Annotated in this window: 23 protein-coding genes and 1 rRNA gene; 10 read left to right on the top strand and 14 right to left on the bottom strand. The window is 44.4% G+C overall.

What is annotated here, in order from left to right; genetic code table 11:
- Positions 1–19: 19 nt before the first annotated feature.
- Positions 20–259, bottom strand: coding sequence for a DUF3343 domain-containing protein (locus AB4Z29_RS09615; RefSeq protein ID WP_441942844.1), 240 nt, complete (start codon positions 257–259; stop codon positions 20–22).
- Positions 260–385: 126 nt separating this feature from the next.
- Here AB4Z29_RS09615 and yyaC point away from each other — a divergent pair, with 126 nt between their 5' ends.
- On the top strand, positions 386–997 hold the full coding sequence (yyaC, locus tag AB4Z29_RS09610; RefSeq protein ID WP_441942843.1) for a spore protease YyaC: 612 nt from the start codon (positions 386–388) through the stop codon (positions 995–997).
- Between the two features lie 19 nt (positions 998–1016).
- Here the strand turns inward: yyaC and AB4Z29_RS09605 are convergent, their stop codons facing one another.
- The 12 genes from AB4Z29_RS09605 to rpmH form a co-directional block, all read right to left on the bottom strand.
- A complete protein-coding gene (locus AB4Z29_RS09605; RefSeq protein WP_441942842.1) occupies positions 1017–1499 on the bottom strand; it encodes a DUF4446 family protein in 483 nt (160 codons plus the stop codon).
- A 29-nt stretch (positions 1500–1528) separates the two neighbouring features.
- Positions 1529–2701, bottom strand: coding sequence for an aminotransferase class V-fold PLP-dependent enzyme (locus AB4Z29_RS09600; RefSeq protein ID WP_441942841.1), 1173 nt, complete (start codon positions 2699–2701; stop codon positions 1529–1531).
- Positions 2702–2804: 103 nt separating this feature from the next.
- Entirely contained in the window at positions 2805–3659 is an 855-nt protein-coding gene (locus tag AB4Z29_RS09595; RefSeq protein WP_441942840.1) for a ParB/RepB/Spo0J family partition protein, read from the bottom strand.
- Positions 3640–4413 carry a ParA family protein gene (locus AB4Z29_RS09590; RefSeq protein ID WP_441942839.1) on the bottom strand — a complete coding sequence of 258 codons (774 nt, stop codon included), beginning with the start codon at positions 4411–4413 and terminating at the stop codon, positions 3640–3642. Before AB4Z29_RS09590 ends, AB4Z29_RS09595 begins: the two co-directional genes overlap by 20 nt.
- A 230-nt stretch (positions 4414–4643) precedes the next feature.
- Positions 4644–5462 (bottom strand): nucleoid occlusion protein, encoded by an 819-nt coding sequence (noc, locus tag AB4Z29_RS09585; protein ID WP_183563434.1) that lies wholly within the window; start codon positions 5460–5462, stop codon positions 4644–4646.
- A gap of 566 nt (positions 5463–6028) precedes the next feature.
- Positions 6029–6751 (bottom strand): 16S rRNA (guanine(527)-N(7))-methyltransferase RsmG, encoded by a 723-nt coding sequence (gene rsmG / locus AB4Z29_RS09580; RefSeq protein WP_441942838.1) that lies wholly within the window; start codon positions 6749–6751, stop codon positions 6029–6031.
- Between the two features lies 1 nt (position 6752).
- Positions 6753–8642 (bottom strand): tRNA uridine-5-carboxymethylaminomethyl(34) synthesis enzyme MnmG, encoded by a 1890-nt coding sequence (gene mnmG, locus AB4Z29_RS09575; protein WP_441942837.1) that lies wholly within the window; start codon positions 8640–8642, stop codon positions 6753–6755.
- A 122-nt stretch (positions 8643–8764) separates the two neighbouring features.
- Positions 8765–10144 (bottom strand): tRNA uridine-5-carboxymethylaminomethyl(34) synthesis GTPase MnmE, encoded by a 1380-nt coding sequence (gene mnmE, locus AB4Z29_RS09570; RefSeq protein WP_441942836.1) that lies wholly within the window; start codon positions 10142–10144, stop codon positions 8765–8767.
- A 96-nt stretch (positions 10145–10240) separates the two neighbouring features.
- Complete coding sequence (gene jag / locus AB4Z29_RS09565; RefSeq protein ID WP_441942835.1) at positions 10241–10864, bottom strand: RNA-binding cell elongation regulator Jag/EloR; 624 nt, start codon at positions 10862–10864, stop codon at positions 10241–10243.
- Complete coding sequence (locus AB4Z29_RS09560) at positions 10861–11643, bottom strand: YidC/Oxa1 family membrane protein insertase (RefSeq protein WP_183563445.1); 783 nt, start codon at positions 11641–11643, stop codon at positions 10861–10863. The genes jag and AB4Z29_RS09560 overlap by 4 nt, the downstream gene beginning before the upstream one ends.
- A gap of 341 nt (positions 11644–11984) precedes the next feature.
- Positions 11985–12356: a ribonuclease P protein component gene (gene rnpA, locus AB4Z29_RS09555; protein WP_441942834.1), complete on the bottom strand. Its 372-nt coding sequence runs from the start codon at positions 12354–12356 to the stop codon at positions 11985–11987.
- Between the two features lie 127 nt (positions 12357–12483).
- Positions 12484–12618 carry a 50S ribosomal protein L34 gene (gene rpmH / locus AB4Z29_RS09550; protein ID WP_054025773.1) on the bottom strand — a complete coding sequence of 45 codons (135 nt, stop codon included), beginning with the start codon at positions 12616–12618 and terminating at the stop codon, positions 12484–12486.
- A gap of 641 nt (positions 12619–13259) precedes the next feature.
- Here rpmH and dnaA point away from each other — a divergent pair.
- From dnaA to gyrB, 6 genes are all read left to right on the top strand, one after another.
- A complete protein-coding gene (gene dnaA, locus AB4Z29_RS09545) occupies positions 13260–14615 on the top strand; it encodes a chromosomal replication initiator protein DnaA (RefSeq protein WP_441942833.1) in 1356 nt (451 codons plus the stop codon).
- A 331-nt stretch (positions 14616–14946) separates the two neighbouring features.
- Positions 14947–16089 (top strand): DNA polymerase III subunit beta, encoded by a 1143-nt coding sequence (gene dnaN, locus AB4Z29_RS09540; protein ID WP_441942832.1) that lies wholly within the window; start codon positions 14947–14949, stop codon positions 16087–16089.
- Between the two features lie 38 nt (positions 16090–16127).
- Complete coding sequence (gene yaaA, locus AB4Z29_RS09535) at positions 16128–16343, top strand: S4 domain-containing protein YaaA (RefSeq protein WP_441942831.1); 216 nt, start codon at positions 16128–16130, stop codon at positions 16341–16343.
- Positions 16344–16370: 27 nt separating this feature from the next.
- Positions 16371–17480: a DNA replication/repair protein RecF gene (gene recF / locus AB4Z29_RS09530; RefSeq protein ID WP_183563460.1), complete on the top strand. Its 1110-nt coding sequence runs from the start codon at positions 16371–16373 to the stop codon at positions 17478–17480.
- A gap of 29 nt (positions 17481–17509) precedes the next feature.
- The gene (gene remB, locus AB4Z29_RS09525; RefSeq protein ID WP_012772007.1) at positions 17510–17761 is read left to right on the top strand and encodes an extracellular matrix regulator RemB; all 252 of its coding nucleotides are present in this window, start codon (positions 17510–17512) and stop codon (positions 17759–17761) included.
- A gap of 46 nt (positions 17762–17807) precedes the next feature.
- The gene (gene gyrB, locus AB4Z29_RS09520) at positions 17808–19718 is read left to right on the top strand and encodes a DNA topoisomerase (ATP-hydrolyzing) subunit B (protein WP_441942830.1); all 1911 of its coding nucleotides are present in this window, start codon (positions 17808–17810) and stop codon (positions 19716–19718) included.
- A 115-nt stretch (positions 19719–19833) separates the two neighbouring features.
- Here the strand turns inward: gyrB and AB4Z29_RS09515 are convergent, their stop codons facing one another.
- A complete protein-coding gene (locus AB4Z29_RS09515) occupies positions 19834–20619 on the bottom strand; it encodes a YheC/YheD family protein (RefSeq protein WP_441942829.1) in 786 nt (261 codons plus the stop codon).
- A gap of 286 nt (positions 20620–20905) precedes the next feature.
- Here AB4Z29_RS09515 and gyrA point away from each other — a divergent pair, with 286 nt between their 5' ends.
- The 3 genes from gyrA to AB4Z29_RS09500 form a co-directional block, all read left to right on the top strand.
- Positions 20906–23389, top strand: coding sequence for a DNA gyrase subunit A (gyrA, locus tag AB4Z29_RS09510; RefSeq protein ID WP_441942828.1), 2484 nt, complete (start codon positions 20906–20908; stop codon positions 23387–23389).
- A gap of 98 nt (positions 23390–23487) precedes the next feature.
- On the top strand, positions 23488–24561 hold the full coding sequence (locus AB4Z29_RS09505; RefSeq protein ID WP_441942827.1) for an HD-GYP domain-containing protein: 1074 nt from the start codon (positions 23488–23490) through the stop codon (positions 24559–24561).
- A gap of 477 nt (positions 24562–25038) precedes the next feature.
- Positions 25039–25139: ribosomal RNA gene (locus tag AB4Z29_RS09500) — 16S ribosomal RNA — on the top strand; the annotation flags it as partial.

Here is a 25139-nt window from a genome sequence, read left to right as displayed (position 1 = left end):
TTCGTCTGTCTATTTCCGTTCACATTTCAATCTGCTCATAACCGGATTCAACCGGCTTGAATATGCCTCTAACTTCCACATTTTCTTGAACAATGACATCCTTCACCATCGTTAAATCCTCTTCTGGGAAATGAATAGACAACGCGCAGCCGGCTGTGATTTCCTTGGGAGTCGGACAAATATCAATTTCAATCTCGGCATACTCAAGCAGCATCTCAGCACGCAACGCCTGCTGCGTCGAATCAAATGCAATTAACACGTGCAAGACCTCCGTTTTGTTGAAATAACGATCAGCTATGCATAATAAATATCAAAACTATCTGACGTATAAAATGGTTGTCCTATCCATATACTAGTAACATATCGGTATTATCGGAGGGATTCTATGAAACTTTCATTTATCAAAGAAACGCCTTTGAAGGTGCCCTACACAACTGCGAACGTTATTGGCATGCTGGTCAACCGCCTGACCGCCATGCTGGATGAGCTCGCCGATAACCGTCCCATTGTTGTTGTATGCATAGGTACCGACCGTTCCACCGGCGATTCATTAGGACCGCTAATTGGAACTAACTTATCGAAATACCGGAGCCCTCATTTTTCTTTATTTGGGACTTTAGAGAACCCCGTTCATGCTATGAATTTGGATGATACGCTTATCGAAATTAATCGACGCTTTCATAAGCCATTTGTCATTGGCATCGATGCTTGCCTAGGTCAGGTTGCCAGTGTTGGAAGCATTCAAGTCGGAGTCGGCCCTGTTCGTCCTGGCGCTGGCGTCAACAAGGATCTCCCGCCGGTTGGCGACGTTCACATTACCGGTATCGTAAACGTCGGCGGGTTTATGGAGTATTTCGTATTGCAAAACACCAGATTGCATCTCGTGATGAAAATGTCGGACATCATATCTCTTAGCTTATTTACAGCCATTGCGAATCACGCCCATCTTTCCAACGGCAGTGCACTTGAGCAAACAGCTGCATCCGATACGATCTAGCTTTCTTCCTATTCCTGATTTATTTGGCCTCTTGAATAGCCTTACGCTCCTCAGGAGTCAATGGATAGGTTGATTCGCCTTTTTCCACTGGTTTCGCATAAACGTATGTGTTTTCTCTACTATGGATGCCCGAAAAAATAGCGCCGTCTTTTTCCTGATTAATAATGGCTATGGAGAAGCTAAGATCACTTCCTTGTTCGGCAAAAGCATTGTATCGAACAATACCTACTCTGCTCTTTTGAAGCGGAAGAGCCGCTTGGACGTCTGCCAATTGTGCTTTTAACACAATATTGGCTTGTTGTTGTTCAGCAAGCCCTTCTTTAAGCTGAATGATGACTTCCTCTACATTTGTAACGCCTGTGTTCCCCATGACCGCTGTATATTGCTTACGCAGCTTTTTCAGCCGCCCGCCAATAACTGCTATCCATACGAATAATAGGATAACCAATAATGCAATTCCTACTGTTACAGCATTCATCGGATTTGTCGTCCAGTCTTCCATCGTTGTTAATCCGCCCCCCACAATCATTGCTATGCCCTGTACTGTTTTGCAATTTCCTTAATGGCAGTTGATAAAGCATCAACTTCCTCGTTCGTTGTATACACACCTACGCTAGCCCGAATTGCTCCCGTCTCAGTCGTACCTGCGCATGCATGTGCGAGCGGTGTACAGTGAAAGCCAGCTCGCACGGCAATATGATAATGCTGATCCAATATAAAGGAAAGCTCGGATGGATCTACCCCATTTACATTAAAAGCCACTATACCTGTACGCTGTTCCCCAAGTTCCGGCCCCAGCAGCTTAACCTCGTTAATAAGCTTTAGCCCTTCCATAAGCCTTTGCGACAATGCCCATTCCTTAGTATGGATTTTCTGAACCGTCTCATTCAGCACATACTGTACACCAGCCTTTAAGCCTGCTATACCTGGAGTGTTTTGCGTACCTGCCTCATAACGATCAGGCCTCACCCAAGGCTGCTCACGCGCCTCAGATTGACTCCCGGTCCCACCATGTAGCAATGGCACTAATTCAAGCTCAGGATCAACGTACAGCCCTCCTGTGCCCTGTGGTCCCAACAGTCCTTTATGCCCTGGGAATGCCAGCATATCAATGCCCATTGCTTTAACATCTATCGGGATAATCCCGGCGCTTTGCGCCGCGTCTACAAGAAGCTTTATACCGTGTTTTTTCGTTAACTCTGCTATAGCTGCAACAGGCATTATCGTGCCAAGAAGATTGGAGCTGTGGTTCAAAACGATAAGTGTGGTTTGTGGGCGTATGGCTTTAGAAACGGCATCGATATCTAAATACCCTTGCTCATCTGACTCTATATAAGTAACCTCGACACCACTGGTCTGTTCCAAATAATATAAAGGTCTTCGCACAGAGTTATGCTCAACGGATGTTGTTATAACGTGGTCGYCAGGTTTAACATATCCTTTTATGGCCATATTAAGTGACATCGTCGTATTCGAAGTGAATGCTATATCATTCGGATTTTTTATGTTAAATAGCTTTGCAAGATATTTGCGTGTATCGAATAAAATCCGACTTGCTCGTACAGCCATCGCATGGCTTCCTCTGCCAGGATTAGCCGCATCGTTCAACATCGCTTGAATCACTGCGTCTGTTACCTCAGGTGGTTTTGGCCATGAAGTCGCTGCATGATCCAAATATATGATAGGTTTATCTTTATTAACCACAATTCCGCATCCTTTCAAGCTGTCTCTCCACAACAATGGCATACCTTAGTTTAATCTTTCAAAAGCAAGATTACAACTTAGGTATGCCACTGTTTAATAGGCTCTATGCCATATATTGAAGCAATTCAAGCAGTCTTTCCAAATCTTGTTTACTGTAATATTGAAGCTCTATTTTACCCTTATCTTTTTGTTGCTTAATTTTCACCGTCGTCTTAAACCGTTCACGCAATGATTCTTCAAGATGATCGATGTAAGGGTCACGTTTGCGTTGGTTTGGCTTCGTTACCGTATCCTCGTCCTGCTTCGAATCAAGCTTTTGAATGGCCTCTTCTAACTCACGAACACTCCATTCCTGTGAAACAGTCAAGTCGGCAAGCTCTTTTTGAATTTTGTTATCTTTTATTCCAACCAATGCTCTTGCATGTCCCATGGAAATTGTTCCACGTGAAACATTATCTTTGATCTCCGAAGGAAGCGAAAGCAATCTAACAAAGTTTGCAATATGCGAGCGCGACTTTCCAACCTTCATGGAAAGCTCCTCTTGTGTAAGCTTGAACTTATCAATGAGTGCTTGATAGGCTACGGCAACTTCGATTGCATTCAAATCCTCACGTTGAAGATTTTCAATCAATGCAATTTCCATAACCTGTTGGTCAGTAAAAGATCTTACCACTGCTGGTATCGTCTTGTTACCGCAATATTGTGATGCTCTGAATCGTCTTTCTCCTGCTATAATCTCGTAGCCCTTCAGAACTGTCCGAACAATAATAGGTTGGATAATACCATGCTGCTTAATGGATTCAGCCAATTCTTTAATAGAATCCTCATCGAACGTTTTTCTTGGCTGATACGGATTCGGTCTAAGCTGCGTCAAAGAAATTTCAATAACTTTATCGTCATCATTCACAGAAAGCGATGGGATAAGCGCATCCAGCCCTCTACCTAGCCGCTTGCTCATACATAATCACTTCCTTTGCGAGTTCAGTATAAACTTCCGCACCTTTTGAACGTGGATCATATGTGATTATTGCTTGTCCATGCGATGGCGCCTCACTTAAACGAACATTACGAGGGATAATCGTTTGATAAACCTTCTGTTGGAAATACTTCTTTACTTCTTCAATAACTTGAATGCCCAAATTCGTCCTAGCATCAAGCATGGTCAGAAGGACACCTTCAATTTGAAGCGACGTATTTAAGTGTTTTTGTACAAGTCTTACTGTGTTTAACAACTGACTTAAGCCTTCTAGCGCATAATATTCACATTGAATCGGAATAAGGACGGAATCCGCAGCAGTTAGTGAGTTAATCGTAAGAATACCAAGTGACGGAGGGCAATCAATGAGAACGTAGTCAAAATCATCCTTGACCATATGAAGTGATTTTTTCAAACGAAGCTCACGTGAAATGGTCGGAACAAGCTCTATCTCAGCTCCTGCCAACTGAATCGTTGCTGGAATGATCTTCAGTCCAGGCACACTCGTTTCAAACATCGCATCTTTAGGATGGACATCATTAATAAGCACATCATAAATACAATTTGTTACGTCACCCTTGTTGATACCTAATCCACTCGTTGTATTCCCCTGTGGATCGATGTCGACTAACAGCACTTTTCTTCCAAGTGATGCAAGACAAGCAGCTAAATTGACAGACGTTGTCGTTTTCCCGACACCGCCTTTTTGATTGGCTATTGCTATAATTTTCGACAAAACCGGCTCACCTCTATGTGTACAACTTTTATGTGCAGTATCTTGAAGTTAGAAAATGATTAGAAATAGTATTAATCTAGCATTACTATTAGCTACGGGTAATAAAACCGTCTCTTAAAAGACGTCATTATAGCTGGTATTAATTTTGTTACATTAGCTACAAATGGCTTCGCCGCCCTCGCAGAGGGCGGCACAAAGAAAAGAGAATAATGGCAGCAGCCACCTATATTTTATCGTTTAGGAATCTGTATAACGATCTCATAATGATCGTCGTGATCCTTTTCATTCGTTTTGATCTGCAAGCCAGAGCCAGATACCATCTCGATGGATTGACGAATTGTATTTAAAGCCAAACGAACATCCTTCGTAAATGAAATACGCTTCGCTTTTTTTAACTTCGTAGATTCCTTCAAGAAAGCTATTCTAACCTCAGTCTGCTTAACATTAAGATCCTTGGTTATAATTTCTTCTAAAACTTTCAACTGCAATTCTTCCGTATCCAATGATAACAAAGCACGAGCATGTCGTTCAGTTATCTTGCGCTCCATCAATGCCATCTTTATCGTATCATTGAGCATTAATAATCGCAATTTATTTGCAATTGTCGATTGGCTTTTACCTAACCGTTGTGCAAGGCTTTCTTGTGTCAGCTGATGAAGCTCGATTAGCTTTTGATAAGCAATCGCTTCTTCTATAGCTGACAATCCTTCTCTTTGAAGATTCTCAATTAAAGCAATAGAAGCAGTCTGTGAATCATTGAATTCACGCACAATACCCGGTATTGTATCATATCCGAGCTTTGTCACTGCACGCCAACGACGCTCCCCTGCAATAATCTCATATCTGCCATTACGCATTCTTACAACGATAGGCTGAATAACGCCATGGGTTTTAATCGTTTGACATAACTCTTCAATTCGTTCGTCATCAAATATCGTACGAGGCTGAAAAGGACTCGGATCAATTTCTTGAATCGGTATTTGCCGAACTTCTTCTTGCGGTATGCGCTGCTCGGACAGGCCGAACAATCGAGAAAATTGTTCTTTCATATCGATAATTACCACCCGATCATGAGATAAACCTAGTTTTAACCACTTCAAATGAAACCATTTTCCCCATAACATTCATGGAAACCATGCGTTTCACAACAGATACAGTATCAATGTACAGTTACTTCTACATTAAAACCGTTATTCAATTAAAGTGCCAACACAAGGTTTTTGCAATAAATACGCTTCAGCAGTAAGATTGGTTCATTGCCAATTGGATTATTAAGGTTGCTTGAACCTCTCTCAGGTAATAATCGTCAACTGCACGGCGAACATCCATAACAACGTTCATTCGGAAATGATAAGAGAGGCGTCTTCCCAATATAATCATGTATGTCTTAACGTTGATATACTATGTTTATATTTACCCGCTTCCCGAACTGCTGCCCATTCTAAGAATGCGGCTCATTATTCGCGTCTTACGGTATCGTTCAGTCTCTTCATCTATTTTATAAATTCGACTATGGCTGAGCGTTCTCCTGCTTGACACAGCGATGAATGAATAAATGTTGTATAAATATGGCGATAAAAACACAACATGTTTCACGTGGAACAATTCATGTTCTCTACATAAGCGGTTGCTTAATTGGGGTTCCCGCTTTTCTTGGATATTTGCGCGGTGTGCTATCAAGCTTTTGAATTAATATAATATGGCGTTCTGATTGCYCATTGGGGAGTGAAAGCTGATGTTGTGATTTGATTTTCCCTTTAAGCTCTTTTAGGCTAAATGCCGCTTCGCGGGCTTCCTCATCAGATTGCGAACCTTTCATGGCCGCGAATATACCGCCTTTTTTGACGARAGGCAAACAAAACTCATTTAAAACATTCAGACGTGCAACTGCTCTTGCGGTTACCAAATCATAGCTGTCACGATGTTCTTGCAGTTGAGCTACATCCTCAGCACGGCCATGTAAACATAACACGTCATTCAAACCAAGCTGCTCCGTCAAATGCGTGAGAAACTGAATTCGTTTATTTAACGAATCCACAATCATGATTTGGAGATGCGGGAAGCAGATTTTAAGCGGAATGCTTGGGAAGCCCGCCCCCGATCCAATGTCAGCAAGCTTGCGCACGCTATCCATCTTGGTGTAGAAGGAAAGAGATACCGAATCATAAAAATGTTTTTCGTAAACCGCATCTCTTTCTGTAATTCCTGTTAAATTCATTTTCTCGTTCCATTCAACTAGCAAACGGAAATATTGCTCGAATTGTTCAAGCTGGATGGAAGACAGCGGAATCCCGCTCTCCTCCATTCTTTTCGTAAACCACTGTATTGTTTCATCCATATTATGAACCTCTCGCTGCCGTTACACGGTTATAGTGCTCTAGATGTACAAGTAAAATGGAAATATCCGCTGGTGTTACCCCTGCAATTCGAGAAGCCTGGCCAATAGACAATGGTCGTATTAGAGATAACTTTTGTTTGGCTTCTGAAGCTAAGCTGCGAACTTCATTGTAATCAATATCATCCGGAATTCGCTTTTTCTCCATTTTGTTCAAGCGTGCCACTTGTACAAGCTGCTTCTCAATGTATCCGGCATATTTGATTTGGATTTCAACCTGCTCTTTCATTTCTTCATTCATTTCTGGAACCGAAGGTACTACCGTCTCGAGCATAGCATAAGTAACCTCAGGGCGTCTCAGCAAGGAAAGAGCATCGGTTCCATGCTCCATTGGAGCAGTCCCTGCAGCTATAAGCATAGCATTCACTTGGTCAGGCTTCACCTTTGTTCCACGCAAACGCTCAATATCTATTTCAACCAATTCTTTTTTTCTAAGAAACTTATTATATCGTTCGTCGGAAATAAGACCAATTTCATGTCCCGTTGGTGTCAAACGCAGATCTGCATTGTCATGGCGGAGCAGCAAACGATATTCTGCCCGTGAAGTGAGCAAACGATATGGATCGTTCGTACCTTTCGTAACCAAATCATCGATCATAACACCAATGTAGCCTTCAGAGCGGCCAATAATAATCGGATCTTTCCCCTGCACCTTGCGAGCTGCGTTGATGCCTGCCATAACGCCTTGGCCAGCTGCCTCTTCATAGCCCGATGTTCCATTAATTTGACCAGCCGTAAACAAACCATCGATCACCTTTGTTTCCAAGGAAGGCCAAAGCTGAGTTGGAACAACAGCATCATATTCAATAGCATAGCCATTGCGCATCATCTCAACCTTTTCCAAACCTGGGATTGATCGTAAAATGCCGAGTTGTACATCCTCTGGCATACTGGTCGATAATCCTTGTACGTAATATTCAGAAGTGTTCTTACCTTCTGGCTCCAAAAATATTTGATGCTTTGGCTTATCCGCGAAGCGAACAATTTTATCCTCAATAGAAGGACAATAGCGCGGCCCCGTACCTTCGATGGCACCGGAAAACATCGGAGCGCGATGCAAGTTATCGTTAATGATTTTATGTGTCGCTTCTGATGTATACGTTAACCAGCATGGCAATTGCTCGTTTGTTGAAGATTCTGTTTCATGCGAGAAAAACTTTGGTTTATCGTCACCAGGCTGAATTTCTGTTTTGGAGAAATCAATGGTATCTTTATGCACACGCGGAGGCGTGCCCGTCTTGAAACGAACAAGCTCAAGCCCATGCTCTTTCAAGCTAGCTGACAATCGAACAGACGGCTGTTGATTGTTAGGACCACTTTCGTACATCAGCTCACCCATAATGATTTTGCCGCGCAAATACGTACCTGTAGTCACTACCGTTGTGCGGGCGCGATACTCTGCACCCGTTTTCGTAACAATGCCTAAACACTTGCCATCCTCAACAATAAGCTCCTCTGCCATTCCTTGACGCAGCGTCAAATGAGGCGTTTCTTCAATGGTCTTCTTCATTACATGCTGATAATCGAATTTATCGGCTTGCGCGCGCAAGGCGTGAACCGCAGGTCCTTTACCCGTATTAAGCATTCTCATTTGGATAAAGGTTTTGTCGATATTGCGACCCATTTCTCCGCCTAACGCATCGATTTCCCGAACAACATGCCCTTTTGCCGGACCGCCAATTGACGGGTTGCATGGCATGAATGCGACCATGTCTAAGTTAATTGTGAGCAGCAGTGTTTCACAACCCATGCGCGCAGCGGCAAGTGCAGCCTCACAGCCTGCATGACCCGCGCCAATAACGATAACATCATATTCACCAGCTAGATATCTCATTGTCCTATTACCCTCCTCCAGGTTTTCATAGAAAACCTGCTTCCTAAACGTGAGCGCCTTATTTCCATGAAAATTTGCAGCTCAACTTATCATCTTGCGTATATAAAAGCGACTGACGGCATCTACTTTCCTAAGCAGAACTGCGAAAATATTTGATCAATCAACGAATCGCCAGCTTCATCGCCAAGGATCTCACCTAATGATTCCCAAGCTGAACGAGCATCGATTTGAATGAGGTCGATCGGAATGCCGGAATCTGAAGCATCGATCGCATCAACTAGTGATTGTTTTGCCCGTTTTAATAATGCTATATGTCGAACATTGCTCACATAGGTCAAATCCCCTGATTCGAGCTGCCCTTCGAAAAACATTTCACTTATTGTTTTTTCCAAACGGTCGAGACCGTCTTCCTCAAGAACCGACATTTTCACGATCGAATCAGCAGCAATCGACTCCTCCACCACCTCAATTTCTAATTGACGCGGCAAGTCAGTCTTATTAATGATCGCAATGACCGGACGACCCTTCATTTGCAGCAAAAGCTCTCGATCATCCATTTGCAACGGCTCATTATAGTTAAGCACAAGCAGAATAAGATCAGCCTCCTCCAACGCATTGCGTGAGCGTTCCACACCAATACGTTCGACTACATCTGTCGTCTCTCGGATACCTGCAGTATCAAGCAACCGAAGCGGTATGCCATTAAGCGCTACAAATTGCTCAATGACGTCGCGCGTCGTTCCTGGGATATCGGTAACAATCGCCTTATTCTCCTGCGTCAGCACATTCATCAGCGAGGACTTGCCGACATTGGGTCGTCCCACAATAGCGGTTACGATCCCTTCCCGTAATATCTTGCCTTCATTCGCCGTTTTTAACAAACGATCTATTTCATCAATAGCAGAATCGCATTGGTCACGAATAAAAGCATTCGTCATTTCCTCCACGTCATGCTCCGGATAATCGATATTCACTTCAATATGGGCAAGCAGCTCAATAACCGTCTGCCGCAATGCTTTAATTCGTTTAGATAATACGCCTTCTGCTTGCTTGCGAGCAACAGAGAACGCTCGATCTGACTTAGACCTGATTAAATCGATAACAGCCTCCGCTTGCATGAGATCAATGCGTCCATTCAGGAATGCCCGCTTCGTGAACTCCCCCGGTTCAGCCGTACGGTAGCCCTCTAGCTGCAATACAACATCAAGCACCTTTTTAACGGCTATAACACCGCCATGTGCATTAATTTCAACAACATCCTCCGCAGTGAAGGAACGCGGTCCCCGCATAAGCGTAACAAGTACCTCTTCAACTTTTTCACCAGATAGCGGATCAACAATATGCCCATAGTGCAGCGTATGTGTATCGGCATCTTTAAGATCAATTTTCGAACGAAAAACAGTAGCGATTCCGGTAATTGCCTCCGGGCCGCTAACTCGTATTATAGCGATACCGCCTTCTCCGACCGCTGTCGAAATGGCTGCTATCGTATCATGTACCATTGCTGTCAGCACCTCTCAAATGGAAAAACAGCAATGACCATTATGAGCCATTGCTGTGGATAGCGTATTGATTCGTATACTTTTATAAGGTTAACCTTATTGTCTGAGTGCGATGACGACGCGCCGGTTGGGCTCATCGCCTTTACTGAATGTTTTCACCTTAGGGTGGTTCTGCAATTGCGAATGAATAACTTTGCGCTCATGCGGCGACATCGGCTCCAGGACAACCTCTTTCCTAGTGCGAATTACTCGTCCCGCTAAACGATCGGATAAATCCGCTAACGTTTTGCGGCGGCGCTCACGAAAATCCTCTGCATCAAGAACGATACGCAAATGACTGTCAGAGTAACGATTTGCCACAATGTTAACCAAGTACTGTAATGCATCCAACGTTTGTCCGCGACGTCCAATCAGCATACCAAGGTCGCCACTGCCTGTTACAGACAGATGAGTTCCTTCTCTTGTTTGCTTTCGATCGATGTTCACTTGCAACCCCATCGTACCAGCTACTTCACGGAGAAATTGCTCCGCTTCCAGCATCGGATCGGGAATTAGCTCAAGCTCAACTTTCGCTTCTTTTGCGCCAAACAGTCCAAAAAATCCTTTGGTCGGCTGTTCAAGCACAACTTGCTTAACGCGGTCTTCAGTGACTTGCAATTGTGATAATCCGTTACGTACAGCATCTTCTACCGTTTTCCCTGATGCAATGATTTTCTTCATTTCGCAGGGACCTCCTTGCCCTTGTCAGATGAACGAACATACAGGAAGTAGTTTTGTACAATGGTGTAAATGTTGCTGTAAACCCAATATAGAGGCAAAGCTGCCGGGAACGAAAGCGCCATTACAAAGATAAGCACTGGGAAAATCGCCAGCATCATCCCCATACCGGGCATCGTTTGCGTTTGCTGCTTCTGCATCATTTTGGATTGAATGAAAGTCGTAGCAGCGGCTAGTATCGGAAGAATGTAATAAGGATCCTTCTCTCCAAGCTCCAGCCATAAAAACGTATGCTCACGAATATCAGGGTTTTTATAAATGGAATTATAAAGCGCGATAAAAATCGGCATTTGAACGATTAGCGGCAAGCAGCCTGCCATTGGATTAACCTTATGCGTTTGAAACAGCTTCATCGTTTCTTCCTGCTGCTTCTGCGGGTTATCCTTATGTTTTTTCTTAATTTCAGCCATCTGTGGCTGCAGAGCTTGCATCGCTTTCGAGCTGCGGTATTGTTTCAGCGTTAATGGTAATATCAACGTTCTTACAATAATCGTCAGGAGCAATATAGCAAGTCCGTAAGACTCATTAAACCAGCCTGCGAACGTATCAAGCGTAATTGCAAAATAATAAACGACGTTTTTCTCCCAGAAGTTCCCCTTCAATAAGTCGGCGGTCTCCGTCGTCTGGGTTGTTGGCGCGCCGCAGCCTGCAAGCACACCCATAAGCATGACAAGGCCAAGCACTAAAATCCATTTCTTGTTTTTAGTCCAAAACAACAACATTAAAACTCCTCTCTAAGAGCATTTACATCAAGCGTATAACGGCAAAAGCCGTTCTTTCGGCAAAACTCGTCGCGAAGTGAAACATAAGCTATGTATAGAAGAAACGCTCATACCTTATCTTATATTTCAAGCTTTAACGGCTATGTCCGTACCCTTGCGGCGCAGCATGTGATTCAAGACAAAATACAGGCATTGTATATCTCATACAATACTACATTTTCAATCTAGACTATACCATAATTTATGGGACAAAGAAACAACGAGACCTGCCATGCATCCGCTTTCTTCGTCCGTGTAAAAGATCGAATTTTGAGCACGCGAAGCAAGCCGGCAAAAAAACGCTAATCTACCCGCTTTTCCTTCGTATTTGCCGTGCTTTTCAGCAATCCCGCTTTCTTTAACACATGCAGTACGCTCTTCTCCATTTCCTTCATCTTCATTAACGTAGCAGGCTTTCTTACTATTAGAATGAAGTCGGTCCTGGGAACAATCCGATTCGCTTGATGGCGGACTATCTCTTTGATCATTCGACGCATCCGATTGCGAACAACCGCATTGCCTATTTTTTTACTCGCGGAAACGCCAAGGCGAAATGGGTCCGCCGAAGGCTGCTTAGACCAATAAACGACAAACTGCCCATTCGCAAACGATTTGCCGCCTCGATAAATCCGACTGAAGTCTTCACGGTTGCGAAGACGCAATTTTCTATGCACGACTGATGGCCACCGTTCCCTCATTGATCTTCTAAGTATCGCCAGCAAGTGAGCAGCATAAGCAGCCTGCTCCCCGCTCCTCATCCTCATAAGCAAAAAAAAAAGACCACCGGACGTGGTCTTCTGCTTATGCGCTCAGTACTTTTCTTCCTCTTTGACGACGCGCTGCCAAAACTTTACGTCCGTTCTTCGTGCTCATCCGTTTGCGGAATCCATGCACTTTCGCGCGTTTGCTTACATTAGGTCTAAATGTAGGTCTCATCGTTCTGCACCTCCTATACTGCGTGTTTCCAATCAAGCGTAAACGGCTCTCGCCGTCTAAGTCGACGGAGCAGCATCGTTTCGCGGTGAAATATAAGAATGTCAATAAGTGTGCTACTTATATCGCCTTATATTTAAAAAAACGCTTTTTTTATTAAACCATGTTAGCGCTCAAAAGTCAATGATCGCCTCCGGCATGAAATGGTGGATAAAAATAAAAACTATCGCCGCTGTGGATAACGCATGAAAAGCCCCTGTTCATCAAAAACTAATAACATGTGCACAATCCACAGCTGCCCACAACGAACTTTGTCGAAATCTTAACAAGATATAAACAATATGTAGTGGTGTAGATAACTTTTATGCACAAGCAGTTGAGAATGTGGATAAAATATGCGAATTCGTTGAAATATAAGGGATCTTTTGCTATGATAATTATGTTTTCATTGTGGATTAGATCAATACAGCCTCAGTTTTATCAACAGCCTGTGGATAACATTGTGAACAAACTCATCCCCTATTTATAACTCATCCGCTCAATAAACGGTACAATGTGGATGGTTTCGTTATAATACCCTGAATTTCGACATTTTTTCTTGCAACTGCGCCACTCGTGGCGATTTGGATAAGGAGTGACAGTCTGTGGACAGCCATACCTATGATTTATGGCAGCAAGTGTTGTCGATCATTCAGACTAAATTAAGCAAGCCGAGCTTTGACACCTGGTTCAAAGCGACGAAGGCTTCTTTTGTCGATGATTCCATGCTTGAAGTAACAGCGCCGACAACATTTGCGGCCGAATGGCTGGAAGGCCGTTATACGAAGCTAATCAGAACAACGCTTTTTGAGTTTTTGGGTAGACAAGTGGACGTGCGTTTCTCTATCGAGGAGCCTAAAGGTACCGAGCCGGCATATATGTTCCCGCCGAAAGCGGTGCATTCGCCTGTAATGAGTGAAGAAGCAACGCCTACTCATATGCTTAACCCCAAATATACATTTGATACATTTGTTATTGGGGCCAACAACCGTTTCGCACACGCAGCCTCGCTTGCTGTGGCCGAAGCACCCGCCAAAGCGTACAATCCCTTGTTTCTATATGGGGGCGTCGGGCTTGGCAAAACCCACTTAATGCATGCAATTGGTCATTATATTATGGATCACAACCCAAATACGAAGGTTCTATATATTTCGTCCGAGAAATTTACGAACGAATTTATTAACGCCATTCGGGATAACCGAGGCGAAAGCTTTCGCACCAAATACCGCAATATCGATGTGCTGCTAATCGATGATATTCAGTTTCTGGCAGGGAAAGAACAGACGCAGGAAGAGTTTTTCCATACGTTTAACGCGCTCCATGAAGAACGGAAGCAAATCGTTATCTCTAGTGATAGGCCGCCAAAGGAAATTCCGACGTTGGAGGAGCGCTTGCGCTCACGCTTCGAGTGGGGGCTTATTACCGACATTCAACCTCCGGACCTGGAGACACGGATCGCGATTCTTCGCAAAAAGGCTAGAGCGGAAAACCTGGATATTCCAAACGAGGCAATGATCTATATCGCTAACCAAATCGACACGAACATTCGTGAATTGGAGGGTGCCCTCATACGGGTAGTCGCCTATTCATCCCTTATAAATGCAGATATTACGTCGCATTTGGCGGCGGAAGCGCTCAAGGATATCATTCCATCCAGCAGGCCAAGAATGATAACAATGCATGATATTCAAACAAAAGTAGGCGAATTCTACGGACTGCGTCTAGAGGAATTTAAAGCGCGGAAACGAACAAAAGCCGTTGCCTATCCGAGGCAAATTGCCATGTATCTGTCCAGGGAGCTCACCGACTTCTCGCTTCCTAAGATTGGAGAGGCGTTCGGGGGCCGAGATCATACCACGGTCATCCATGCACATGAGAAAATTACGCAGCAATTGAAGATCGATCAGGATCTATACAAAATCGTTCAAAACTTGACCGAAAAAATCAAAAATCATATGTGAACAACTAAGCAAGCCTATGCACACGCTATGCACATGTGGATAGGCTTGCTTTATCGGTCTTCCACGGGGTTATCCACATATTCAGTGCCCCTACTACTACGACTACTAAAAATCTTTAAAAAAACATCATCAAATAAGCGTAAACGGCAATTGCGTTCCTTCGGCAGCAAATGCTCGTTTCGCGTGAAAATATAAGCAGTGTGCTACGTAAAAAAATGACATAGCCATCTTATATTTAAAGCGTAAACGGCTATCGCCTGTTTTTGAAACCCAAAACCGATTTCGCGCAATCATACATGAATCTATTTATAAGAACGCTAGGAGTGAAACCATGAAATTAACCATTTCAAAAAATGAACTAAACGATGCGATTCAGCAAGTAGCCAAAGCTGCCTCTTCACGCCCTGCCATACCGATTCTTGGCGGTATCAAAATCGAAGTCACTCATTTAGGCGTAACGCTAACCGCAAGCGATACCGATATTTCCATCCAAAGCTTCATCCCTGTGGAAAGAGATCAATTCGTTATTGCACATGTGGATAAGCCTGGCAGCGTTGTACTTCCAGCAAAGTTTTTTGTGGAAATCGTAAAAAAACTTCCTTCCGAGCAAGTAATGATCGAAGTCAGCCCAACTTATCAAACGATGATTCGTTCAGGCTCCACAGAAATCCAGATGGTTGGTCTTGACCCTGAAGAGTTCCCAGTACTTCCATCCATTGAGCAGAACGAAGTTTTGCAAATGCCAGGCGATCTATTAAAAGCGATGATTCGTCAAACCGTGCTAGCAGCTTCGGCGAGCGAACAAACGCCTATTTTGACAGGGGTGCTTTGGAACCTTTTAGAAGGCGAGCTTAAATTCATCGCCACTGACCGCCATAGACTTGCCAGCCGTACCGCTCAAGTTGACACGGATGCACAGTTTAAATTCAGCAATGTCGTTATTTCTGCCAAAACATTAATTGAGCTCTCCAAGCTCGTACCCGAGCAAAATGCATTAGTTGATATTGTCGTAGCAGACAATCAAGTTTTATTTAAGCTTGGCAACGTGTTGTTCTATACCCGTATCCTGGATGGCATCTATCCCGATACTTCTAAGATTATTCCGCAGACATTCAAAACAGAACTTGTTCTCGATACAAAAAATGTAATGGATGCCATTGACCGTGCGTATCTGATGTCGCGTGAGGAAAAAACGAATATCGTTCGCCTTATGACGCTGGAAGACGGAACAATTGAAATTTCATCAAGCTCTACAGAGCTTGGACGAGTAACCGAGCAGCTTGAAGCGAAGGAATTCAACGGCGATCCGCTTAGAATTGCATTTAACTCCAAGTATATGCTTGATGTTCTAAAAGTAATTGACAGTGAGCAGCTGTTTTTTGGCTTTACAGGAGCTATGAGCCCCATCATTATCAGGCCGATGGATCACGCATACAGCATGTACGTCATTCTGCCTTACCGGACAACAGGCTAAATGCCAGGCATAAGCAGAGAAAGGAATGATTAAACCCGATGAAAGAAATTAAAATCAAGACCGAATATATAACGCTTGGACAGTTCTTGAAGCTGTCCGATTGCATCTCGACAGGCGGCCACGCAAAGTTTTTTCTGCAGGAGAACACGGTTATCATTAACGGAGAAGCGGACAATCGCCGTGGCAGGAAGCTATATGTAGGGGATAAAGTAGAGGTTGAGGGCTGCGGCGCATTCACGGTTGGAAAAGCGTAACGCACCAAGGGACCTGGAGGTCGAAACGTGTTTTTAACAAGCATACAGCTGCAAAATTACCGCAACTATACCGAGATCGATCTGCAAACGCCGAATAAGGTTAATGTGTTTTTGGGCCCGAATGCCCAAGGAAAAACGAATCTGCTTGAAGCGATATTCGTGCTCGCGTTAACGAAATCCCATCGCACATCGAAGGACAAAGAGCTTATCGGCTGGCAAGCGGATTCTGCGCGCATTTCAGGCGAGGTCGATAAAAAATATGGATCGATTAAGCTGGATCTCCTCTATTCGTCACAAGGAAAGAAAGCCAAAATCAACGGACTAGAACAACGTAAGCTTAGCGATTTCATCGGATCCGTGAATGTCGTGATGTTCGCGCCGGAGGATCTTGAAATTGTAAAAGGTACGCCGGGTGTGCGAAGACGGTTTCTCGATATGGAAATCGGTCAGGTGCAGCCCGGCTATTTGTATACTCTCCAGCAGTACGGGAAGGTGCTGCAGCAGCGCAATAATTTTTTGAAAGCTGCTTATCCTGGAGGGGCTAATCAAACGATGCTGGATGTGTGGAACATGCAGCTAGCGGAGCATGGTGTTAAAATCATGAAAAAAAGGAAACACTTCATACATAAATTACAAACGTTTGCAGAACAGATCCATGCAGGCATAACGAACGGGGCTGAACAACTCACAATAGAGTATCGCCCGTCTTTTGATGCGGATGCCCAGCAAGATGAAACTGTTTTATTTGATCAATTTATGATAAAGTTAACACAGGTGAAAGATCAGGAGATTCGCAGAGGGGTTACGCTAGTGGGACCGCATCGCGATGATCTGGCGTTTTTTATAAACGGCAAAGAAGCGCAGACATTCGGCTCTCAAGGGCAGCAGCGAACGACGGCCTTATCTTTAAAATTGGCAGAAATAGAGCTCATTAACGAGGAAATCGGCGAGTATCCGATTCTCCTGCTTGACGATGTGTTGTCTGAGCTCGATCAGAATCGTCAAACACAGCTTATTGAGACGTTTCAAAGCAAAGTACAAACCTTTATTACAACGACCGGCCTTGAAAGCGTGAATGTGAGCAAACTTCAGGATGCCGGCATCTACCATGTGAAAAACGGCCAAGTGACGCGTTAGGTGCGAATAGGAGAGGTGAGGAAGAGGACATGTACATCCATTTGGGCGGCGAGAAAATAATTCGGGCTGCGGAGCTCGTGGCCATCTTTGATATTTCTATCGAGCAATCCTCCAAACTCTCCAAGCAATTTGTTGCGGGAGCACGAAAACGCAAGGACGTTGAAACGATAGGCGAGGAAGAGCCGAAATCGATCGTTGTAACGAAGCAGAAAATATATTATTCGCCTATTTCTTCCTCTACGCTTAAGAAAAGAGCACATCATTTTGCAGCGAACGGCTAGAGCGAGGGCGGTCAGGAACAGCAGTTGAGAGGAGCAGTGAAGTTGCATGTCTTTGGAGCAGCATACGTATGACGAGAGTCAGATACAGGTCTTGGAAGGATTAGAGGCGGTACGCAAACGTCCGGGGATGTATATTGGCTCCACCAGTGGCAAAGGTCTTCATCATCTCGTATGGGAGGTTGTCGATAACAGTATTGACGAGGCTTTGGCCGGTTTTTGCTCAAGAATCCAAGTAATTATTCACGAGAATAACAGCATAACCGTTATCGATAATGGACGCGGCATTCCTGTGGGAGAGAATACGAAACTGAAGAAATCGACCCTTGAGGTCGTAATGACGGTTTTGCATGCCGGAGGTAAATTCGGCGGTGAGGGCTATAAAGTATCCGGCGGCTTGCATGGCGTCGGTATATCTGTCGTAAACGCGCTGTCCGAGCTCGTCATTGTTCAAGTTAAACGTGAAGGACATATCTATCAGCAAGAATACCGTAAAGGCGCTCCGCAATATGATATCAAAATTATCGGAGATACGACGGAAACGGGCACACAGACTACGTTTACGCCGGATAGCGAGATTTTTACGGAAACAACCGTTTTTGATTATGAAACGCTGCAATCGCGTATCCGCGAGCTGGCGTTTTTGAATAAAGGCATTGAAATTGTACTGTCCGATGAGCGCACGGGTGTATCGAATACATTTATGTACGAGGGCGGACTAATCGAGTTCGTAAAGTATTTGAACCGTACCCGGGAGCCGCTTCATGAGCAGCCGATTTATGTGGAAGGGTCGAAGGATCATATTCATGTAGAGGTTGCGTTGCAATACAACGACAGCTATACAGAGAACATTCATTCCTTTGCCAATAACATTAATACGCATGAGGGTGGTACGCATGAGTCCGGCTTTAAGAGCGCTCTGACACGTATCATCAATGACTATGCACGCAAATCCAACCTGATTAAGGATAATGATTCGAACTTCTCCGGAGACGATGTGCGCGAAGGCTTGACGGCTATCATTTCCGTTAAGATTCCTGAGCCGCAATTCGAGGGCCAGACGAAAACCAAGCTGGGCAACAGCGAGGTTCGCGGAATTGTAGAGTCGTTTTTTGCTGAGAAGCTTCAGGAGTTTCTCGAAGAGAATCCGTCCGTATCACGCAAAATCATCGAAAAAGGGCTGCAGGCCGCACGTGCCCGTGAAGCAGCGCGCAAAGCTCGTGAGCTCACTCGTCGCAAAAGCGCTCTTGAGGTTGGCTCGCTTCCCGGCAAGCTTGCCGACTGTTCCTCCAAGGATGCATCGATTAGCGAACTGTACATCGTAGAAGGTGACTCTGCAGGCGGATCTGCAAAGCAAGGACGTGACCGTCACTTCCAAGCTATTTTGCCGCTGCGGGGTAAAATCCTTAACGTTGAGAAAGCGCGTCTTGACCGTATTCTTGGCAATGCAGAGATTCGGGCAATCATAACAGCGCTTGGAACCGGTATTAGCGATGACTTTGATCTCGCCAAAGCTAGATACCACAAAATCATAATCATGACCGATGCCGACGTCGATGGCGCTCACATTCGTACGCTAATGCTGACGTTCTTCTATCGGTACATGCGACAAATCATAGATGCAGGTTATATTTATATCGCTCAGCCGCCGCTCTTCAAGATTGAACGGAATAAGGTTATCCGCTATGCACAGACCGAAAAGGAACGTGATCGGATTATTGCCGAGTTTGGTGAAGGCGTTAAAGTGAATGTCCAGCGCTATAAAGGACTAGGCGAGATGAACGCTACGCAGCTATGGGAGACAACGATGGACCCAGAGAGCCGTACGATGCTGCAGGTAACCATTGAGGATGCGATCGAAGCGGATGTTGTTTTCGACACGCTCATGGGCGACAACGTTGAACCGCGCCGTGATTTCATTCAGAAATACGCTAGATACGTAACCAACTTGGATTTCTAAGCAAACAAAGGGAAAAGAAGCAGCCGCCCGTTATGGACGCCTGCTTCTTTTTTTGAAATATAGGAAAGGATATCATGCTGCAAACTTTCTCTATATTTCTACGCGAAACGTTAGCTTAGCCGCCAGAGGACGGCTTCACCCGTTTACGCTTGAATCGACCGTAAGCTATCGCATAGCGGTAAACCTTGTGGAAAACGCTTTGATCGGGCAATTTTCGGAAAATAAACGGATCCGGCAGCGTATTTACTTCCAGAATCCAAGGATGTAGCTTCGCATCAATGGCGATGTCGACACCGATCTCCTTCAAACGAGGATAAGAAGCTTCGAGGTTGTTGGCTATTGTAATGCTCAGCTTCCGTAACCGGTTTTTAAAGGCGGCAAGCTCGGAGGGGCTGGCGTGATCACTCATTAGCCGCTCGATCGCCATAGGAGTTCCCCCGCTATGATAGTTTGTTACAATTTTTGCAGGATGGGCAAGTCGCCCGATAATGCCGGTCGCTTCCCATACATTGCGAGGGTTCTTCTGTACCATAACCCGAATGTCGAATCGCCGCTTTTGATGACGCAGCAGGTGGATTCCTTTTTGTACAATGTGGCTTCTACCTTTCTTTTGCTTCGATAGGTACTGATAAAGCTGCTCGAAGCTGGAGAAGAACATGATCTTGGTATCCAACTGGTATCGGTAGCCGAGAGATGGTGTCGTTGTCCTTTCTATTCGCGTAACACCATTGCCAAAGGTGCCATTGATGGGCTTGAAGTAAACCATTCCGTACTCATTCAACATCGTACGCAGATTAGTACGGTCAAACAGTTTGGTAACGGGCATGAACTGACGTAAATAATCCGATTTAAGCATAATTTTGGTTTTAGCCCATTTACTCTTAACACGTTGAATGGTCAACGAATTTTCTCCTCTCTCGCTGTTTCTGATCTTCAATGGGAAATCAAATGATGAAGGAGACAGACTTGGAATTGAGTGGTATAATGAAAGTTGGGTCTGTTTATTTTATGGCAGCTTTTTATGTATGGAGAGCGGTAATTCACCTATTTTTAACGAAAATTGACAAGAGATTTACGGGAATTCCGAAAGCACGAGCGAAAAAGGTTTATATGCTCGCTTTTTGAGAAAGAAATATAAGGTTATGTTGATTTAAGATTAGCTATAGATGGCGTCAGGGAGGTAAATCATGGCGGAAGAACAACGTATATCTATAAAAGACCGGGATATTGGTACGGAGATGCGGGATTCCTTTATGGATTACGCAATGAGTATCATTGTAAGCCGTGCTCTTCCCGATGTTAGGGATGGACTTAAGCCCGTGCATCGACGTATTTTGTATGCGATGTCTGAGCTAGGCATGTCACCGGACAAGCCCCATAAGAAATCTGCGAGAATAGTTGGAGAAGTAATCGGTAAGTACCATCCTCACGGTGATTCGGCCGTGTATGAATCGATGGTTCGGATGGCACAGGATTTCTCCATGCGTTACATGCTCGTTGATGGACATGGGAACTTTGGCTCGATAGATGGTGACTTTGCAGCAGCCATGCGATATACAGAGGCTCGTCTCTCCAAAATTGCAATGGAGCTGCTGCGTGATATTAACAAGGAAACAATCGATTTCGCTCCCAACTATGACGGTGAAGAATCGGAGCCGGTTGTACTGCCTGCTCGTTATCCTAACCTTCTAGTCAATGGAGTTACGGGAATTGCAGTCGGTATGGCAACGAACATTCCACCGCATAACCTAAACGAGGTTATCGATGGGGTTCAGGCGCTTATTGTGAATCCTGATATTACGCCAGTCGAATTAATGGAATATATAAAAGGTCCAGATTTCCCGACAGCTGCTTTTGTAATGGGGCGCCAAGGAATCCGTCAAGCTTATTTGACAGGTAGAGGGTCCGTAACGATGCGTGCGCGTGCGACTATTGAGGAGAACAACGGCAAAGCGCGCATTATTGTGCATGAGCTGCCGTATCAAGTCATTAAAGCACGTTTAGTCGAGAAGATAGCTGAGCTTGTGCGAGAGAAGAAAATCGAGGGCATCACCGATTTGCGAGATGAATCTGATCGTAACGGGATGCGTGTTGTCATTGAGCTTCGCCGCGATGTGAATCCAAGCATTGTGCTCAATAACTTATATAAGCACACGCAGTTGCAATCCAACTTCGGGATCAACATGCTGGCGCTAGTTAATGGCGAGCCTAAGACTTTGAATATTCGCGATATGCTATATCATTATTTGCAGCATCAAATCGAGGTTATTCGTCGCCGCACCGAATTTGAACTGAAAAAGGCAGAAGCACGTGCGCATATTTTGGAAGGCTTGCGCATTGCTCTTGACCACCTGGATGAGGTAATCGCGTTAATTCGTGCATCTCAAACGGCAGATCAAGCTCGTGAAGGATTGATAACGAGATTCTCACTCAGTCATGAGCAAGCTCAAGCAATTCTAGATATGCGTTTGCAGCGTCTGACTGGACTGGAAAGAGATAAAATTGAAGCAGAATACGCGGAGCTTATGCGGAAAATTGCTGAATATAAAGCTATTCTTGCCGACGAGCAGCTCGTACTGGATATAATCAGCACAGAGCTTGCCGAATTGAAAGAACGTTTCGGCGATGACCGTCGCACAGAACTAATGGCAAGTGATGAGGAAATTATGGATGAGGATCTCATTCCACGCGAGGATGTTATTATCTCGATTACGCATACCGGCTATATCAAGCGTTTGCCGGTCGGTACTTATCGCAGCCAGAAACGGGGTGGTAAAGGCGTTGTTGGAATGGGAACAAAGGATGATGATTTTGTCGAGCATCTATTCGTCTCCAATACGCATCACTACCTCCTGTTCTTTACGAATAAAGGCAAGGTATATAAGCTAAAAGCTTACGAGATACCTGATCTTAATCGTACTGCGCGCGGAACGCCGATCATCAACCTTATTCAAATTGAACAAGGTGAGACCATTAATGCGGTTATTCCGGTTCAGGAATTTGATTCAGAGCACTTCTTGTTCTTTGCTACAAGACAAGGGGTTGTGAAGAAAACTCCGCTTGATGATTATGTCAACATCCGTAAAGTAGGTCTCATTGCTATCTCGCTCCGCGAGGATGATGATCTAATTGGCGTGAAGCTGACTGACGGCAACCAGGAGATCATAATGGGTACTGCCGAGGGGATGTCCATTCGATACTCCGAACAGGATGTTCGATCTATGGGACGCTCTGCAACTGGCGTGAAAGGCATCCAGCTTGACGATAACGACACAGTTATTGATATGGATGTTATCGTACCGGATAAGGACATCTTGATCGTTACCTCCAAAGGCTACGGCAAACGAACACCGGTTGCGGATTACCGCATTCAGAACCGCGGCGGCAAGGGTATTAAAACTCTTAACGTAACGGATAAGAATGGTCCGATCGTTTCGCTTAAGGTTGTAGAGAATGACGAGGACCTTATGATTATGACTGCTTCCGGAACGATGATTCGAACCAGCATGGAAGGAATCTCGACGATGGGCCGTAACACGCAAGGCGTCAAACTCATCAACACACGCGAAGACGATACCGTAGCGACGGTTACGCGTGTAGCGCGCAGCGAAGAGAGCGAGGCTCTCGAAGAGGGCGAAGAGGAAGAAAACGGCGAAATGCCAATCGAATAGGAATAAACATAGCTGATACCGCCAACCTGCGGGTCAGCTTGTGTTTTAGTTAACAAAATAAATGGCAAGTATATTCATACATAGGGGAGAGGACTCTCGTGGCGGCGGTAACGTTATTACATCTTAAATTAGGCGATAAAATCATTGAAGATGTCCTCACTCCACTTGGCGGTGTTCTGTTTCAAAAGGGTAAGGTAGTTACGCCTAAAGAAATGGAAATCCTGCAAGCATTCCTCATTACAAGTGTAGAGATCGAATCAAACCAAGCTGTAAGCAAAACGCGTGAGGACACAGTTGAGGATGCCGGCCAAGAGTCGAGTCCGACTATCGTTGCATCTCCCCTTCATGAAGAGTATGACAAAATGGTTATTGTGCTGCGCCAAGTTTTTAATTCTTTTGTTGCTGGCCAAGCACTACCTGTTATGGATATTCGCAAGCAACTGGAAAAATTGCTCGAGCACATCAAAAGCTATAATTTACTCACTTTTGCGCCGCGTCAATTTATGGAGAAAGATTATTTGCTTCATAACAGCATCACCTGCGCTTTAACCTCTTATCAAATTGCACAATGGACGGGCTTCCCACAGAAAGATTGGATGCAAATCGCATTTGCCGGTTTGCTTCATGATATCGGGAACGTAAAGATAGATAAGTCTATCCTTACAAAGCCTAATTCATTGTCTGTAGAAGAAAAAGAAGAAATGATGCGTCATACCGTACTTGGCTATCAACTGCTCAAAAATGTACCTGCATTAAATGAAGGTGTTAAAATGGCCGCACTGCAGCATCATGAAAAGGTTGATGGCACGGGATATCCGCTTGGAATTGATGCAACGAAAATAAATCCTTATGCCAAGATTGTGGCTATCGCAGATATCTTCCATGCCATGACCTTAAACAAAGCTTATAGAAAAGCGGTATCTCCATATTTGGTGCTGGAGCAAATCCAAAGCGATGCTTTCGGTAAGCTTGATCCCACTTATGTGCGCATCTTCGTCGAGAAGGCAACACAGTTCCATAATGGGACTATTGTAAGACTTAGTGATGAGAGAATTGGAGAAATTGTATTCTCGGATCATAACTACCCAACAAGGCCTTGGGTTTCCATTGAAGGTGTCATTGTTAATCTAATTAATGAGCGGCAACTTCATATTAAGGAAGTATTGAGGTAATTATATTGACGATGTTTGAAGCAAGCACTTAAATGCTGCCTGAAGAATGCTTTCAGAAGGTATATTGATGTGCTTGTTTTTTTGTATACAAATGTATGTTCTAAAAGCTAAATTGGAGGAGATAATTTATCCAGACTGAGAAATTCATTTCTCATGTTGGAAATGGAGGAGAATAAATTTGCAACAAATAGGAATCTTACAATAGGTTGTTCTGTTTGAATTAGCTCGTTAAACAGACGTTAAGACACGGAAAAAAAGGTGCAAAATGATATCCTAAAGAAAAAAACGTTAAAAATGAAAAAAACACTTGCAATGCTATAGGCGAACGTGATATATTATCTAGGTCGCCAACGAGACACACGGTCGACACGAAAGAAAAGATTGCTCTTTGAAAACTGAACAACGAGTAACAACTGCCTCGCAAATCCATCGGGATAAGCGAAAAAGCGATAACAAGTAATGAGCATTTCAAACACCAATTTGGAGAGTTTGATCCTGGCTCAGGACGAACGCTGGCGGCGTGCCTAATACATGCAAGTCGAGCGGATCTTGTCCTTCGGGACAAGGTTAGCGGCGGA

The sequence above is a fragment of the Paenibacillus sp. 2TAB23 genome (assembly GCF_052115165.1).
Lineage (GTDB): Bacteria > Bacillota > Bacilli > Paenibacillales > Paenibacillaceae > Pristimantibacillus.
The sequence above is the reverse complement of the archived record's forward strand: the minus strand, read 5'-3'. Positions and strand labels throughout refer to the sequence as shown.

Excerpts from the sequence above, each read along its gene's own strand:
- yyaC (WP_441942843.1), top strand. The coding sequence starts at position 386 with ATGAAACTTTCATTTATCAAAGAAACGCCTTTGAAGGTGCCCTACACA.
- AB4Z29_RS09605 (WP_441942842.1), bottom strand. The coding sequence starts at position 1,499 with ATGGAAGACTGGACGACAAATCCGATGAATGCTGTAACAGTAGGAATT.
- AB4Z29_RS09595 (WP_441942840.1), bottom strand. The coding sequence starts at position 3,659 with ATGAGCAAGCGGCTAGGTAGAGGGCTGGATGCGCTTATCCCATCGCTT.
- noc (WP_183563434.1), bottom strand. The coding sequence starts at position 5,462 with ATGAAAGAACAATTTTCTCGATTGTTCGGCCTGTCCGAGCAGCGCATA.
- mnmG (WP_441942837.1), bottom strand. The coding sequence starts at position 8,642 with ATGAGATATCTAGCTGGTGAATATGATGTTATCGTTATTGGCGCGGGT.
- mnmE (WP_441942836.1), bottom strand. The coding sequence starts at position 10,144 with ATGGTACATGATACGATAGCAGCCATTTCGACAGCGGTCGGAGAAGGC.
- jag (WP_441942835.1), bottom strand. The coding sequence starts at position 10,864 with ATGAAGAAAATCATTGCATCAGGGAAAACGGTAGAAGATGCTGTACGT.
- AB4Z29_RS09560 (WP_183563445.1), bottom strand. The coding sequence starts at position 11,643 with ATGTTGTTGTTTTGGACTAAAAACAAGAAATGGATTTTAGTGCTTGGC.
- rpmH (WP_054025773.1), bottom strand. The coding sequence starts at position 12,618 with ATGAGACCTACATTTAGACCTAATGTAAGCAAACGCGCGAAAGTGCAT.
- dnaN (WP_441942832.1), top strand. The coding sequence starts at position 14,947 with ATGAAATTAACCATTTCAAAAAATGAACTAAACGATGCGATTCAGCAA.
- yaaA (WP_441942831.1), top strand. The coding sequence starts at position 16,128 with ATGAAAGAAATTAAAATCAAGACCGAATATATAACGCTTGGACAGTTC.
- remB (WP_012772007.1), top strand. The coding sequence starts at position 17,510 with ATGTACATCCATTTGGGCGGCGAGAAAATAATTCGGGCTGCGGAGCTC.
- gyrB (WP_441942830.1), top strand. The coding sequence starts at position 17,808 with ATGTCTTTGGAGCAGCATACGTATGACGAGAGTCAGATACAGGTCTTG.
- gyrA (WP_441942828.1), top strand. The coding sequence starts at position 20,906 with ATGGCGGAAGAACAACGTATATCTATAAAAGACCGGGATATTGGTACG.